11 protein-coding genes are annotated in these 14,113 nt (G+C 72.7%); 10 read left to right on the plus strand and 1 reads right to left on the minus strand.

Going from position 1 to position 14,113, the window contains the following annotated elements; all coding sequences use genetic code 11:
- Positions 1-64 precede the first annotated feature (64 nt).
- The 6 genes from msrA to D7X99_RS39375 all read left to right on the plus strand — a co-directional run bounded on the left by msrA (position 65) and on the right by D7X99_RS39375 (position 7,650).
- Positions 65-721, plus strand: coding sequence for a peptide-methionine (S)-S-oxide reductase MsrA (msrA, locus tag D7X99_RS39350; protein ID WP_121756173.1), 657 nt, complete (start codon positions 65-67; stop codon positions 719-721).
- A 110-nt stretch (positions 722-831) separates the two neighbouring features.
- Positions 832-1,356 carry an aminoacyl-tRNA deacylase gene (locus D7X99_RS39355; RefSeq protein WP_233614104.1) on the plus strand — a complete coding sequence of 175 codons (525 nt, stop codon included), beginning with the start codon at positions 832-834 and terminating at the stop codon, positions 1,354-1,356.
- Positions 1,353-2,882: an argininosuccinate lyase gene (gene argH / locus D7X99_RS39360; RefSeq protein WP_233614107.1), complete on the plus strand. Its 1,530-nt coding sequence runs from the start codon at positions 1,353-1,355 to the stop codon at positions 2,880-2,882. Before D7X99_RS39355 ends, argH begins: the two co-directional genes overlap by 4 nt.
- A 46-nt stretch (positions 2,883-2,928) precedes the next feature.
- Positions 2,929-4,011, plus strand: a complete 1,083-nt coding sequence (locus D7X99_RS39365; protein ID WP_233614110.1) for a cysteine synthase family protein — start codon at positions 2,929-2,931, stop codon at positions 4,009-4,011.
- Entirely contained in the window at positions 4,011-5,270 is a 1,260-nt protein-coding gene (locus tag D7X99_RS39370; protein WP_121782232.1) for an ATP-grasp domain-containing protein, read from the plus strand. The genes D7X99_RS39365 and D7X99_RS39370 overlap by 1 nt, the downstream gene beginning before the upstream one ends.
- A gap of 10 nt (positions 5,271-5,280) precedes the next feature.
- Positions 5,281-7,650 carry a M20/M25/M40 family metallo-hydrolase gene (locus tag D7X99_RS39375; RefSeq protein ID WP_121782233.1) on the plus strand — a complete coding sequence of 790 codons (2,370 nt, stop codon included), beginning with the start codon at positions 5,281-5,283 and terminating at the stop codon, positions 7,648-7,650.
- Between the two features lie 4 nt (positions 7,651-7,654).
- Here the strand turns inward: D7X99_RS39375 and D7X99_RS39380 are convergent, their stop codons facing one another.
- Entirely contained in the window at positions 7,655-8,410 is a 756-nt protein-coding gene (locus D7X99_RS39380; protein ID WP_121782234.1) for a thioesterase II family protein, read from the minus strand.
- 46 nt (positions 8,411-8,456) lie between these two features.
- Here D7X99_RS39380 and D7X99_RS39385 point away from each other — a divergent pair, with 46 nt between their 5' ends.
- The 4 genes from D7X99_RS39385 (at position 8,457) to D7X99_RS39400 (ending at position 14,015) form a co-directional block, all read left to right on the plus strand.
- Positions 8,457-9,314 carry a bifunctional 2-polyprenyl-6-hydroxyphenol methylase/3-demethylubiquinol 3-O-methyltransferase UbiG gene (locus D7X99_RS39385; protein WP_121782235.1) on the plus strand — a complete coding sequence of 286 codons (858 nt, stop codon included), beginning with the start codon at positions 8,457-8,459 and terminating at the stop codon, positions 9,312-9,314.
- Between the two features lie 108 nt (positions 9,315-9,422).
- Positions 9,423-10,295, plus strand: coding sequence for an ABC transporter ATP-binding protein (locus D7X99_RS39390; protein ID WP_233597186.1), 873 nt, complete (start codon positions 9,423-9,425; stop codon positions 10,293-10,295).
- Positions 10,288-11,385, plus strand: a complete 1,098-nt coding sequence (locus tag D7X99_RS39395; protein WP_233597185.1) for an ABC transporter permease — start codon at positions 10,288-10,290, stop codon at positions 11,383-11,385. Before D7X99_RS39390 ends, D7X99_RS39395 begins: the two co-directional genes overlap by 8 nt.
- A gap of 11 nt (positions 11,386-11,396) precedes the next feature.
- Complete coding sequence (locus tag D7X99_RS39400) at positions 11,397-14,015, plus strand: DUF5916 domain-containing protein (protein WP_121782237.1); 2,619 nt, start codon at positions 11,397-11,399, stop codon at positions 14,013-14,015.
- Positions 14,016-14,113: the final 98 nt, after the last annotated feature.

Genomic DNA, 14,113 nt, shown 5'->3' on the forward strand with positions numbered 1-14,113 from the left:
GGGAGCGGGAGGGCGGGCGTGCGCCGGGCGTGAAAACGGGGAGGCCCGGAGCTAAAGCTAGAGCATGTTCTTCACGTCCCCGAAGAAGTTGAGGCTCCCCACTCCGCAGGAGGCGCTGCCGGGCCGTCCTCAGGAGATGCCGGTTCCGCAGAAGCACACCGTGCTGGGCACCCCGCTGAAGGGGCCAGTGCCGGAGGGCTTTGAAACGGCCGTCTTCGGCATGGGCTGCTTCTGGGGCGTCGAGCGCAAGTTCTGGCAGGTGCCGGGCGTGTACTCCACCTCGGTGGGGTACGCGGGCGGGCTGACGCCGAACCCCACGTACGAAGAGGTCTGCTCCGGGCTCACCGGCCACAACGAGGTGGTGCGCGTGGTGTTCGACCCGGCGAAGGTCACGTACGCGCAGCTCTTGAAGGTGTTCTGGGAGAACCACGACCCGACACAGGGCATGCGCCAGGGCAACGACGCGGGCACGCAGTACCGCTCCGGCATCTACTTCGCGAACGACGCGCAGAAGCGCGCCGCGGAGGAGACGCGGCAGGCGTATCAGGCCGCGCTCAACGCGAAGGGCCTGGGCGACATCACCACGGAGGTCCTGCCCTCGCCGGCCTTCTATTACGCCGAGGATTACCACCAGCAGTACCTGCAGAAAAACCCAGGGGGTTATTGCGGCGTTGGCGGCACCGGCGTGAGCTGCCCGATTGGCATTGGCGTCAGCGCGTAACGTTCGCGCGCACGACGTGAAACACGCGCGCGGAGCGGATCCACCGTCACGGGTTCCGCTCCGCGGGCGCCCTTCACGTAAGAGGGGAATCCTTTAAACTCGCGTTCGTCATGAACACGACGGATGCACCTTCCCGACGCGAATTCCTTGAGCGGTACCTGCGTGATTCCCAGGTCGCCGCGACGCTGATCAACCCCGGCGCGGACATGCCCACGGTGCCGCTGGCGGCGGCGGCGCTGGGCGTGGCGCCCGCGCAGATCGTCAAGACCATCGTCTTCGAGGGGAAGAAGGATGCGTCTCGCGCGTGTCTGGCCATCGCGCCCGGCGACATCCGCATCGCCACCGCGAAGGTGGCCGCCGCGCTCCAGCTCACGCAACTCAAGCTGGCCAGCGCGCAGACGGTGTCGCGGCTCACGGGCTACGCCGTCGGCGGCGTTCCTCCGGTGGGGCACGTGACGCCGCTGCCCGTGGTCATCGACTCGCGCGTGCTCCAGTACGACGTCGTCTTCGGCGGCGGCGGGGATGATCAGCACATGCTGCGCATCTCGCCGCGGGACATCCAGCGGCTCACCGGCGCGGTGGTGGGCGACATCGCCGCGGAGGATGCGGCGGCTTCCCCGGTGGACGCACGATGAGCGCGCAGACCCTGGGCCGCGTTTCGCTGCCGCCCCACCCCGTCCTCTTCCGGCTGTTCTACGAACCGGGCTTCGCGGAGGACCAGCGCACGGTGCTGCCGCACCTGTTGCGCATCGACGCGGCCCACCTGGTGATGCTCGCGCACCGGGGCATCCTCCCCGCGGAGACCGTGGCGCGCCTGTTGTCCGTCAACCGCGACCTGCGGCTGCGCTCGGACGCGGGGGAGACCGTGTTCGAAACGCCCGCGTCGCACCGCGGCCTCTACCTCACGTACGAGAACGAATACATCCACCGGCTGGGAGGCGAGGTCGGCGGATCCGCGCACGTGGCCCGCAGCCGCAACGACATCAACGCCACCGTGACGCGGATGCGGCTGCGCACGGAGCTGCTGGGCGTGCTCGCCGGCTGCGAGTCCCTGTCGCGCACGCTGAGCACGCAGGCGCACGCGCACGCGCGCACGGTGATGAGCTCCTTCACCCACCAGCAGCCCGCGCAGCCCTCCACCTTCGGCCACTACCTGACGGCGGTGCTGTCGGAGTTCGTCCGCGGCACCGCGTGGCTCGCCGCCAGCTACGGCACCGTCAACCGCAGCCCCATGGGCGCCGCGGCCGGAGGTGGCACGTCGTTCCCCATCGACCCGCACCAGGTCGCGCGGCTGCTGGGCTTCTCCGCGCCGGTGCTCAACTCCGCGGACGCCGTCGGTTCACGGGACTTCGTCATCCAGGTGCTCGGGCCCCTGGCGCTCATGGGCACCACGCTCACGCGGCTGGCCAACGACCTGCAGTCCTGGGCCAGCATGGCCTACGGCTTCCTCGACTGGCCGGATGACCTGGTGAGCACCAGCTCCATCATGCCGCAGAAGCGCAACGCCTTCGTCCTGGAGCACATCCGCGGGCAGGCGGTGCACCCCACCGGCGCGCTGATGAACGCCTTGATGGGCCTGAAGAACACGCCCTTCACCAACAACGTGGAGGTCAGCGGTGAAGTCTCCGCGCACCTGTGGCCCGCGCTCCGGGGCATCAGCAAGGCGCTCCAGCTGATGGACCTGCTGCTCCAGCACGTGCGCGTCCGCCCGGACGCGATGCGCGCCTTCCTGGTCCACGCGGACACGACGATGACCGCCGTCGCGGATCACCTGGTCGCGCGGCATGGACTCGCGTTCCGCACGGCCCACGACGTGGTGGCCCGGCTCGTGGCGCGCAAGACGGGCGACACGCCCCTCACCGCCGCGGAGGCCCGGCGCGAGCTGGAGGCGCTGCTCCTGGAAGTCACCTCGCGCGCCTTCACGCTCGACGAGGCGGAGCTGGCGCGCGCGCTGGAGCCCGCCACCTGCGTGGAGGCGTCCGCCCATGGCGGAGGCCCCGCGCCCGCCTCCGTCCTGGCCCAGCTCGCCGCGCTGGAGGACCCGGGCCTCACCGCCTCCCTCCAGGCCTGGCGCGTCGAACAGGAAGACGCGCGCGGACAGCTGGAGCACGCCGTCACCGCGCTTCTCACCGCCTCCGGATTCCCGCCCCCCCAACCCTGACCGCCCGTCCTCCGCCATGCTCAAGGTCTCGTCCGTCCTGGAGTTGATGAAGAACACCCCCCTCGTCTCGCTGCGTGGCCGCGCCGTGAACCGGCCGCGCGCGCAGCTGTGGGGCAAGCTGGAGCTGTCCATGCCCGGGCAGATGAAGGACCGGGTCGCGCTCAAGATGGTGACCGACGCGGAGGCCCGGGGCGACCTTCAGCCCGGCGGCACCATCGTCGAAAGCTCCTCCGGCACCATGGCGGAGGGCCTGGCCCGCGTGGGCACCCTCAAGGGCTACCGGGTCATCATCATCACCGACCCCCGCATCGACGTGAGCACCGCCGCCAAGCTGCGGGCGCTGGGCGCGGAGGTCCTGGTGGTGGACGCCTATCACCCCACCGGAGGCTGGCAGCAGTCGCGGCTGGAGCGCCTGCGGGACGTGCTGCGCGACGTGCCCGGTGCCTTCTGGCCGCGCCAGTACGACAGCCCCAGCAACCCGGGCGCGTACAACAGCGCCATGGCCCAGGAGTTGACCGAGGCGCTGGGCGGCAACATCGCCGCGCTGGTGGCCAGCGTGGGCAGCGGCGGGTCCCTCAGTGGAACGGCCGCCGCGCTCAAGCAGCGCCTGCCGCACGTGCGCGTGGTGGCCGTGGACGCGGTGGGCTCCGTGCAGTTCCACCAGCCCAACCGCCCCCGTCTCCAGAGCGGCCACGGCAACAGCATCATCGCGGGCAACATCAACTATCGCGTCATCGACGAGGCCCACTGGCTGTCCGACGGCGAGGTGTTCCAGGGCTGCCGTGAGCTGGCCCGGCGCGAGGGCATCTTCGCGGGCGGCTCGTCCGGCGCGGTCTACATCGTGGGCTCGTGGCTCGCGGAGCAGTTCGGCCCGGACGCCCACGTCGTGGGCATCTTCCCGGACAAGGGCGACCGCTACGGGGAGACCATCTACTCGGACGACTACCTGGCGAAGCACCACATCGCCGGCCCGGAGTGCGCCGCCGCGGCGGCCCCGCACGCCATCCGCTACGGCGTGGACGTGGCCGAGCGCTGGAGCCACGCGCCGCTGCCCCATGACGGCGGCGTCCCGTACCACGCGCCCGACATCACCCTCAGCGGCGACCTCACACGGGAGCTGGGGCTGTGATGCGCGCCCACTTCGCCTTCATCGAGAGCAACACCACGGGCACCGGCAAGCTCGCCGTGGAGCGGCTGGTGGCCCAGGGACAGCAGGTCACCTTCATCACCCGCCAGCCCGGCAAGTACCCCTTCCTCGCGAAGCTCGCGGGCAGCCCGGACCTCCAGGTGCTGGAGGCGGACACGAACGACCGGGAGGCGATGGACGCCTGCGTGCGGGCCCTGACGGCGCGCACGCGCGTGGACGCGCTCCTGACCTTCTCCACGTTCTACGTGCCCCTGGTGGCCTGGCTGGCCGCCCGGTACGGCTTCCGCTACCTCCACCCGGACGCGGCCCGCATCTGCCATGAGAAGCACGAGGCCCGGAGGGTGCTGAGCGCCGCGGGCCAGCCCACCCCGGAGTTCTGGCTCGTCACCTCCGAGGCCCAGGCGCTCCAGGTGAGCCGCGAGGCCACCTACCCCTGCGTGGTGAAGCCCACCGCGGAGAGCGGCAGCACCGGCGTACGGCGCGTGGATTCGCCCGAGGCGCTGCTCGCGCACTACCGGTCGCTCGCGTCGCGCCGGGTGAACGAGCGCGGCCAGGCGCTGGCCGGCGAGGTGCTGGTGGAGGGCTTCCTCACCGGGCCCGAGTTCAGCGTGGAGACGGTGACGCTCGCCCGGGGCGACACGCGCGTCATCGGCGTCACGCGCAAGCACCTGTCCGCCCCGCCCCACTTCGTGGAGCTGGGCCACGACTTCCCGGCGCCCCTCGACGACGGTGAGCGCCAGGCGCTCGAGCGCGCCGTGGTGGCCGCGCTGGACGCGGTGGGCTTCGACCTGGGCCCCGCGCACACGGAGATCCGCCTCTGCGCCCAGGGCCCGGTGGTCATCGAAATCAACCCGCGGCTGGCGGGCGGGATGATTCCGGAGCTGGTGCGCCACGCGACCGGCATCGACCTGCTGACGGTGCTGCTGGAGCAGTTGCTGGGGCGGCCCGTGGACCTGACGCCCCGCCAGAAGGCCACGGCCTCCATCCGCTTCCTCACCGCGTCCGGCGCGGGGCGGCTCGCGGCGGTGCACGGCGTGGAGGACGCACGCCAGGAGGACGGCGTGCGCGAGGTGTCCGTGGACAAGGCCCCGGGCGTCACCGTGCGTCCGCCGGAGAGCTCTGGCGACCGGCTGGGCCACGTCATCGCGAGCGGCGAAGACCGCGCCCACGTGGAGCGCGCGGTGACGCAGGCGCTGGGGCGGATCCGCTTCCACGTGGTGGCCCCGGAAGCGGCGGCGTGAAGGCCCGCGCGTGAGCCCTCGCCTCGCCAGCCTCGCGGCCGCGGTCCTCACCGCGCTCACCGCCGCCCTCGCCCTGCACTTCGCCTCCGCGCCCACCGCGCTGCCCGCGACAGCGCCCCCGGAGGTGTTCTCCGCGGGGCGTGCACGCGAGCACCTGGCGCGCATCGCGGCCCGTCCGCATCCCGTGGGCTCGCAGGCCCACCGCGAGGTGCGCGAGTACCTGGTGGACACCGTGCGCGGCCTGGGCGTCACACCGGAGGTGCAGGCCACGGCCGCCATCCACCCGGACATGGAGGAGAACTCCATCCCGGGCGCCACCGTCCACAACGTGCTTGCCCACGTGAAGGGCCAGGACAGCCGCGGCGTCATCGCCATCGTCGCGCACTACGACTCCGTGCCCACGTCGCCCGGGGCCTCGGATGACGGGGCCGGCGTGGCGGCGATGCTGGAGACGCTGCGGGCGCTGCGCACGGGCCCGCCGCTGCGCAACGACGTCCTCTTCCTCTTCACGGACGCGGAGGAGACGGGGCTCGTGGGGGCGCGGGCGTTCGCGTTCCATCACCCGCTGGCGGAGCAGGTGTCCGTGGTCCTCAACTTCGAGGCCCGGGGCTCGCACGGGCCCTCGCTGATGTTCCAGCCGGGCCCCGGCAACCGCTGGCTCATCCAGCATCTGGCGCGCTCGGGGGCACCCGCCCAGGCCAGCTCGCTCTTCGACGAGGTGTACCGGCGGCTGCAGAACGACACGGACTTCACCGTCTTCCTCCAGCGGGGGAAGACGGGCCTCAACTTCGGCTTCCTCGACGGGTTCATGCGCTACCACGCGCGCACGGACGACCTCGCCCACTTCGGCCTGGACAGCCTCCAGCACCACGGCGAGGTGATGCTCGCGCTCGCGCGGCACCTGGGCGACGACGCGCTGGAGCCGGCGCCTCCGGAGGACGCCGTCTACTTCAACGCCGGGCCCTTCCTCGTGCACCACGCGGCCTCCTGGGCCGCGCCCATCGCGCTGCTGGCGCTGCTCGCGGTGGTGGTGGCGCTCGTCATGGGACTGCGCCGTGGCCGGCTGCGCGCGTCCGGACTGACGTGGGGCGCGGGCGCGGTGCTCGCGGCGGCGGTGGCGGGCGCGGCGGCGGTCCAGGCCGCGTGGTGGGGGGTGCTGCGCGTCGACGGGGGGCTGGGCGTGCTGCCGCAGGGCGACGCCTACCACGGCGACCTCTTCATCGCGGGGCTGCTGGCGCTCACGCTGTCGACGGTGGTCGGCGTCCAGGCACTCTTCCTGCGCAGGGCACGCGTGGAGGAGCGGGTGGCGGGGGCCGGCGTCCAAGCGCGCTTCCCGCGAGGAGCGCTCTCGGAGGAGTTGGTGGCGGGGGCGCTCGCGGTGTGGGCCGTGCTGGGCGTGGCCAGCGCATTCGTGGCGCCGGGCCTCAGCTACCTGTTCGCGGTGCCCGCACTCTTCGGCGCGTTGGCGCTCGGAGGACGGCTTCGCGGGTCGCCGGAGCAGCCCTCCGCGCGAGGCCGCCTGCTGCTGGCCGTGAGCGCCGTTCCAGCCCTGATGCTGTGGGTGCCGCAGGTGCTCAACCTCTACGTCGCGCTGACGCTCGCCCTGGCACCGGTGGCGACGCTGGCGGTGGCGCCCTGGCTCGCGCTGCTGTGGCCGCAGGTCTTCGCACCGATGGCGCGCCCCGGCCGGACGGTGGCGCTGCCCGTGCTCGCGCTGGCGTGCGTGCTGCTGGGCGTGGGCGTGGTGCGGGAGCGCTTCGACGCGAGCGACCCGCGCCCCAGCAGCGTCGCCTACGCCGTGGATGCAAACCGGGGCGAGGCGTACTGGCTCTCCAGCGACTTCGAGGTGGACGCGTGGGCCTCGCGCTTCGTGAGCGCGGATGCTCCGACGCGCCGCCTGGACAGCTACCTGCCCCGCTTCTGGCGCGACGTGCGCGTGGCGCCCGCGCCCCACCGGCCCCTGCCGGCCCCCAGCGTGCGCGTGTCGCGAGACGAGACGCGGGATGGACTGCGGCGGCTGGTGCTCCACGTGGAGTCCGTGGAGCGGGCGCCACTGCTCCAGGTCCGGTTCGGGGCGGGCACGCCGCTGCGGGCGCTGACCATCGCCGGCCAGCCGGTGGACGCGAGCGCCGTGGCCCGGCTGCGCGACGTGCCGGGCGGCGGGCTGCTGGAGTACTGGGACGTGCCCCCGGGAGGCCTACCGCTGGAGCTCACCGTGCCCGAGGGCACGAAGGTCCAACTCCGCGCGACCGCCGTGCGCTTCGACCTGGACCTGGCCCCCGGCGCGCCCGCGGCCCAACGTCCGGAGGACACCATGCCGGTGCCCTTCGGCTTCGCGGTGACGGACGAGACGCTGGTGAGCGTGACGGGCGAGTACTGACGCCTCAGAGTCCCGGCACGGCCCCGCGCAGCTTCCGCCAGAGCACCTGGATGACAGCGGGGTAGCCAGCGCGGATGAAGAGATGCCCCCCGGGCAGCATGTGCTGGGAGAACGCGCCGCGCGTCCGCTCGCGCCACGCGGCCAGCTCCTCCCGGGAGACGGCCGCGTCATCCAGCCCTCCGAACGCGGAGAGGGGAACGTCCACCGGCTCACCGGGCCCGGGGGCCGCGCTCTCCGCCAGCTGGAGGTCCGCGCGCAGCAGGGGTCCCCACGCATCCAGGAGCCCCGCGTCCGGGAGTCCGTCGAAGGCCCCCGCGCCCAACTGGCGCACCACCTGGAGGAACTCCGGCTCCGGCAGCGCGTGCAGCAGGGGGCCCGTGCGCGGCAGGCCGGGCGCGGGCGCGCCGGAGACGAAGAGGTGCAGCGGCGCGGGCCCGCCCCGCTGGCGCAGGCGCCGCGTCCACTCGAAGGCCACCAGCGCCCCCAGGCTGTGCCCGAAGAAGGCGAACGGCCGGTCCTCCAGCCAGGGCGACAGCGCCGCGTCCATTTCGTCCAGCAGCGCGTGCAGCGACGTGAAGGGCGGCTCCGTCAGGCGCTCCTCGCGGCCCGGCGGCTGCACCGCGGCCAGCTCCATGCCCTCCGGCAGCACGCCGGCCCAGGGCCGGAACACGGACGCGCCACCGCCCGCGAACGGGAAGCAGAACAGGCGCACGCGGGTGCCAGCGCGGGCCCGGTGCAGGGGCAACCAGGAGGAAGTCACCCCTCTCTTCTACCCTTCCCCCCTGCACCCCTGGAATCATGGCCCCATGGCTCCCTCCAAAGACCTGCATGAAGCCAACCGGCGCTCGTGGAACGAGGCCACCCCGGCGCACAACAGCCACAAGGGCGACCAGGCCCGCGCCCTGCGCGAAGGCCACTGCACCCTCTTCCCCGAGGAGCGGGAGCTGGTGGGGGACGTGCGGGACCGGTCGCTGGTGCACCTCCTGTGCAACAGCGGGCAGGACACGCTGAGCTTCGCGGCCCGGGGCGCGCGCGTGACGGGCGTGGACATCAGCGACGAGGCCGTCGCGTTCGCGCGCTCGCTCTCCGAGGCGTCCGGCCTCCCGGGCACCTTCGTGCGGCAGGACGTCTACGACTGGCTCGCCGCCGCCTCCGCGGAGGGCACTCGCTACGACGTCGCCTTCTCCTCCTATGGCGCGATGTGCTGGCTGTCCGACCTGGGCGCCTGGGCCCGGGGACTCGCGGGCGTGCTCGCGCCGGGAGGCCGCTTCGTCGTCGTCGACTTCCATCCGCTGGCGCTCACGCTCGACGAACAGTGGAGGCTCCACTACCCCTATGGTGGAGGCGTGCACGTGGAGACCGCTGGCGTGACGGACTACGTCGCGCAGGCGCAGGACGCGCTCGTGCCCTGGGGCTTCAAAGAGGGCGTGAAGGACTTCCGCAACCCGCATCCGGACCACACGTTCCAGTGGGGGCTGGGGGAGATCATCACCGCCCTGTTGTCCGCGGGCCTGCGCCTGGAGGCCCTCCGCGAGTACCCGTACGCGAACGGCGCGCGTCTCTTCCCCCGCATGCGCGAAACAGAGGGCCGCCGCATGTGGCCACCGGAGGAGTTGCCCACCATCCCGCTGATGTTCGGACTCGTGGTGATCAAGCCAGCTTGAGCCCCGCGCCTACCCGGCACCTCCTTGTTCGCATCCTGGAATTTGTCTATTTCCAGACATGTGGGGATTTCCATCCGTGTGCGGGGACTGCACAAAGAGTTCGGTGAGGTGGCTGCCGTTCGGGGCCTCGACCTGGAGGTCCGCACCGGCGAGTGCTTCGGACTCCTGGGCCCCAACGGCGCGGGCAAGACGACGACGCTGGAGATCCTCGAGGGACTCCAGACGGCCACCCGCGGCGAGGTCGAGGTGCTGGGGCGCACCTGGGAGAAGGCCGGGAACGCGCTGCGCGAGCGCATTGGCGTGGTGCTCCAGGAGAACCTCCTCTCCGACAAGCTGACGGTGCGCGAGACGCTGGAGCTCTTCCGGTCCTTCTATTCGCAGGGGCCGGACACGGAGGAGCTGCTGGCGCTGCTCCAGCTCACGGACAAGTCCGACAGCTGGGTGGTGCGGCTGTCCGGCGGCCAGCGGCAGCGGCTGTCCATCGCGTGCAGCCTGGCGGGCGACCCGGAGCTCATCTTCATGGACGAGCCCACCACGGGCCTGGATCCACAGTCGCGCCGGGCGCTCTGGCAGCTCATCTCCGCCTTCCGCGCGCGCGGGCGCACCGTGGTCTTCACCACGCACTACATGGACGAGGCGGAGCAGCTCTGCGACCGCGTGGCGGTGGTGGACAAGGGCCAGGTCATCGCGGTGGGCACGCCCGCGGAGCTGGTCGCGTCGCTGGGCGGAGAGCACGTGGTGGAGCTCACCACGCAGCCCGCGCTGGGCCCGCCGGACTTCGAGTCCGTGGCCGGGGTGACGGCCGCGCGCACCACGCTCACGGGCCGCCTGGCGCTGTCGGTGTCGCGGCCCCACCTGGCGCTGCCCTCCATCCTGGCGCGCATCGCGGAGCGCGGCGCGGAGCTGTCCGGGCTGACCACGCGCAACGCCACGCTGGAGGACGTCTTCGTGTCCCTGACGGGGAGGAACCTGCGTGACTGAGCCCACCATGGACGCGGTCGCTGGCGCGCGGCCCGCGCGGGGACGGCGCATGCCGCCGCTGGCGCGCCTGACGCTCACCCGGCTGCGGGAGTTCATCCGCGAGCCGGGCACCCTCTTCTGGACGTTCGTCTTCCCCATCCTCCTCACGGTGGCGCTGGGCAGCGCGTTCAACCACGGCGTGACGCCACGCACGCGCGTGGCGGTGGTGGACGGGCCCGGCGCCGAGCGCGTCGCCGCGGCCCTGGCCGCCCACCCGGGCCTCACGCCCGAGCGCGTCCCGGCCTCCGAGGCGGGCGCGGGCCTGCGGACCGGCCGGTTCGCGCTGCAGGTGACGCCTCCGGAGCAGACCGGGGGCGCGCTGGCCTACCGCTTCGACCCCACCCGCCCGGAGTCTCCCGCCACACGCACCTTCGTGGACGACGTGCTCCAGCGCGACGCGGGCCGCGCCGACGCGCGCCCCGTGAAGGACGACGCGGTGAGCGCGCCCGGCACGCGCTACGTGGACTGGCTGGTGCCCGGCCTCGTCGGCATGAACGTGATGGCCGGCAGCATGTGGGGCATCACGTTCGTCATCGTCCTGGCCCGGCAGCGCCGGCTGCTCAAGCGCTTCGCGGCCACGCCCATGCGCCGCCCGGAGTACCTGCTGTCCTTCGCGCTGGCGCGGGTGGTGTTCGTGCTGTGCGTGGACCTGCCGCTCGTGCTGGGCTTCGCGCGCGTGACGTTCGGCATGCCCATCCACGGCTCGCTCGCGGCGGTGGCGGCGGTGGCGCTGGCGGGGACGTTTGCCTTCAGCGGGCTGGCGTTCCTGTGTGCCTCGCGCGCCCGCACCAGCGAGACGGCCGTGGGCCTCATCAACATGGTGATGGTGCCCATGATGGGGCTGGCGGGCATCTTCTTCGCCTCCAGCCACTTCCCGGACGCGGTCCAGCCGCTCATCCGGGCGCTGCCCCTGAGCGCGATGAACGCCTGCATGCGCGCCGTCATCAACGAAGGCGCGCCGCTGTCCGCGCTGCTTCCGGACCTGGCCATCCTGGGCACGTGGGGCTCCGCGTGCTTCGCCCTGGCCGTGCGCCTGTTCCGCTGGACCTGAGCACTCCCCCCATGCCTCCCGTTCCCCGTCCGCGCCCCCGGGCGCCCGTCCTGTTGGGACTCCTCGCCGTGCTCTGGGCCGCCGCGCCGCGCGCGGAAGGACCGCCCGCATCCGGGGCCATCCAGGCCCGCCGCACGCTCAAGCCCATCCAACTGGATGGCCGGCTGGACGAGGCGGAGTGGGCACAAGCGCCGCTGTTCGACCGCTTCGTGCAGACCTTCCCGAAGAACGGCGCGGCGCCCAGCGAGCGCACCGACCTGCGCGTCCTCTACGACGACGACAACCTCTACGTCGGCATCCTGGCGCGCGACTCGCAGCCCCTGCTCATCAACCGGCAGCTGGGGCGCCGGGACCGGCCCCCGGAGTCGGACTCCGTCACGGTGATGGTGGACAGCGCGCACGACCACCGCACCGCGTACGCGTTCACGGTGAACGCGGGCGGCATCCTCCGGGACGTCCTCTACTTCGAGGACATCAAGTACACCGAGGACTGGGACGCGGTGTGGGACGGCGCCGCCGCGGACCTGCCGGACGGGTGGTCCGCGGAGCTGATCATCCCCCTGCACCTGCTGCGCTTCCCGGAGGCGCCCACGCACACCTTCGGGCTCGCGGTGCGCCGGCAGCTGGCCCGCACGCGGGAGGTCATCGACTCCACCCTCCTGCCGCGCAACGACAACGCCTTCGTGTCCCGCTTCGGGCACCTGGAGGGCCTGGAGCGCATCCCGTCCCGCAGCGGCGTGCAGCTGACGCCCTACGTCGCCGCGCGCTTCGGCATGAGCCCCCGCTACGCGGACCCGGCGCGGCCCACGCCCCGGCTGGGCTCCCCGTCCGCGGACGTGGGCGTGGACCTGCGCGCGGCGCTCACCAGCGACCTGACGCTCACCGCCACGGTGAACCCGGACTTCGGCCAGGTGGAGGCGGATCAGCTCATCCTCAACCTCAGCACCTTCGAGCAGTTCTTCCCGGAGAAGCGCCCCTTCTTCCTCCAGGGCATGGACGTCTTCCAGCCGGTGGGGGAGTCCTCGCAGACGCTCTTCTACACGCGGCGCATCGGCCTGGAGACGCCCATCCTGGCGGCGGTGAAGCTGACCGGAAACCTCACCGACACGCTCCAGGTGGGCGTGCTGGACGCGGTGGTGATGGGCCCCTCCGCGCCCCGGACGGGCCTGACGGGCGAGGACGGCGAAGCGCCGCCGGACCGGCGCATCCGCTTCCACCCGTCCCGGCCGCTGCACCTGGGCCCCAACAACGAGCTGCCCGCGCAGGCGGGCGCCGCGCAGAACTTCCTCACCGTCGTGCTGCGCCAGCAGCCCGTCACCGGCGTGTCCGTGGGCGGCACGTTCGCGGCGGCGACGCCCCTGTCGGACCTGTGCGCGGGCGGCCTGCCCCAGGACCCCGCCGAGCGCGACGCGTGCCGGGTGGCCGGAGGGAACGCGGCGGCGCTGGACTGGGACGTGCGCAGCACGGACGGCGCCTGGGGCGTGCGCGGCCAGCTCACCGGCTCGCGCGTGGCGGGAGGCCCGGAGGCGGGGCGTGCCTTGCGCGACGGCACGCTCCTGCGCCCGGGGGACCTGGGCCTGGGCACCTACGTGAGCGGCGGCAAGCAGGGCGGTGAGCCCTTCCGCTTCGACGTGGGCTACGAGTACCTGTCACCGCGCCTGGAGCTGAGCACCACGGGCTACCAGCCGACCCAGAACCTCCAGGAGGCGTCAGGCCGGGTGTCCTTCGTGCGGCCCACCGGCTTCGGGCCGCTGCTGGACTTCTCCTCCTCCGTGCAGGACATCAGCAGCTGGACCACGGACGGGCGCGGCATCCGCCTCAGCCACAAGCTCACGGTGGGCGCGCTGGCCACGCTGCCCGGCTTCCACGCCGTGGAGTGCGAGCTGGGCCAGCTGACCGGGCGCAGCGACATCCGCGAGATTCCCCTCACCGGCATCCCCTACGAGCGCCCACCGTACCGGTACGCGGCGTGCGCGGGCTCCACGGACAAGAACCGCGCCCTCTCCTTCCAGTTGGACGGCTACGTGGGCCGCATCTCCGCCCCGGCGCCCCTGCCCTCCAAGACGGGCGGCGGCGGCGCGGTGACGATGACGTGGCGCCCCACGCCGCGCCTGGAGACGCAGCTGACCAGTGAGCTGCTGACCAACCTGGACGGGCCCCGCTACGTGGGGGACGAGGACGGCCGGCTCGTGTTCGGCCAGCTGCACCCGCGCGCCGTGTCCTTCACGCTGCGCCAGCTGCTGGTGCTCACCCCGCGGCTCACGCTCCAGGCGTACGCGCAGTTCTTCTCCGCGTACGGCCGCTACGGCCCCTTCTTCGAAGGAACCCCGGACGCGAACGGCCGGCTGCCGCTCGCGCGGCTGACGCCCACCACGACCGCGCTGGACCCGGACTTCCACGAGTCCGCGCTCAACCTCAACGCCGTGCTGCGTTGGGAGTACCGGCTGGGTTCCACGCTGTACTTCGTCTACTCACGCGCCCAGACGGAGCTGCCCACCACGCCGGGCACCACCCAGGTGACCCGCTTGGCGCCCAACCAATTGCTGGACGGCGCCACCACGGACACCTGGTTGTTGAAGTGGTCCCACCAGTGGGGGCTTTGTAACCGTCCGGCCAATGACGTGCCGTGAGGGATTGCCGGGGGCGCGGTTCGCGGCGGACGCTTCCGGGCATGTCGAAGCAGGTGGAGAAGCCGGAGTGGGCGCGGATTGCGGAAGCGTTCGAGGCC

Origin of the sequence: Corallococcus sp. AB032C (genome assembly GCF_003668935.1) — a bacterium.
Classification (GTDB): domain Bacteria; phylum Myxococcota; class Myxococcia; order Myxococcales; family Myxococcaceae; genus Corallococcus; species Corallococcus exiguus.

Coding starts and splice junctions, on each gene's coding strand:
- msrA (WP_121756173.1), top strand. CDS start 65: ATGTTCTTCACGTCCCCGAAGAAGTTGAGGCTCCCCACTCCGCAGGAG.
- D7X99_RS39355 (WP_233614104.1), top strand. CDS start 832: ATGAACACGACGGATGCACCTTCCCGACGCGAATTCCTTGAGCGGTAC.
- argH (WP_233614107.1), top strand. CDS start 1,353: ATGAGCGCGCAGACCCTGGGCCGCGTTTCGCTGCCGCCCCACCCCGTC.
- D7X99_RS39365 (WP_233614110.1), top strand. CDS start 2,929: ATGAAGAACACCCCCCTCGTCTCGCTGCGTGGCCGCGCCGTGAACCGG.
- D7X99_RS39370 (WP_121782232.1), top strand. CDS start 4,011: ATGCGCGCCCACTTCGCCTTCATCGAGAGCAACACCACGGGCACCGGC.
- D7X99_RS39385 (WP_121782235.1), top strand. CDS start 8,457: ATGGCTCCCTCCAAAGACCTGCATGAAGCCAACCGGCGCTCGTGGAAC.
- D7X99_RS39400 (WP_121782237.1), top strand. CDS start 11,397: ATGCCTCCCGTTCCCCGTCCGCGCCCCCGGGCGCCCGTCCTGTTGGGA.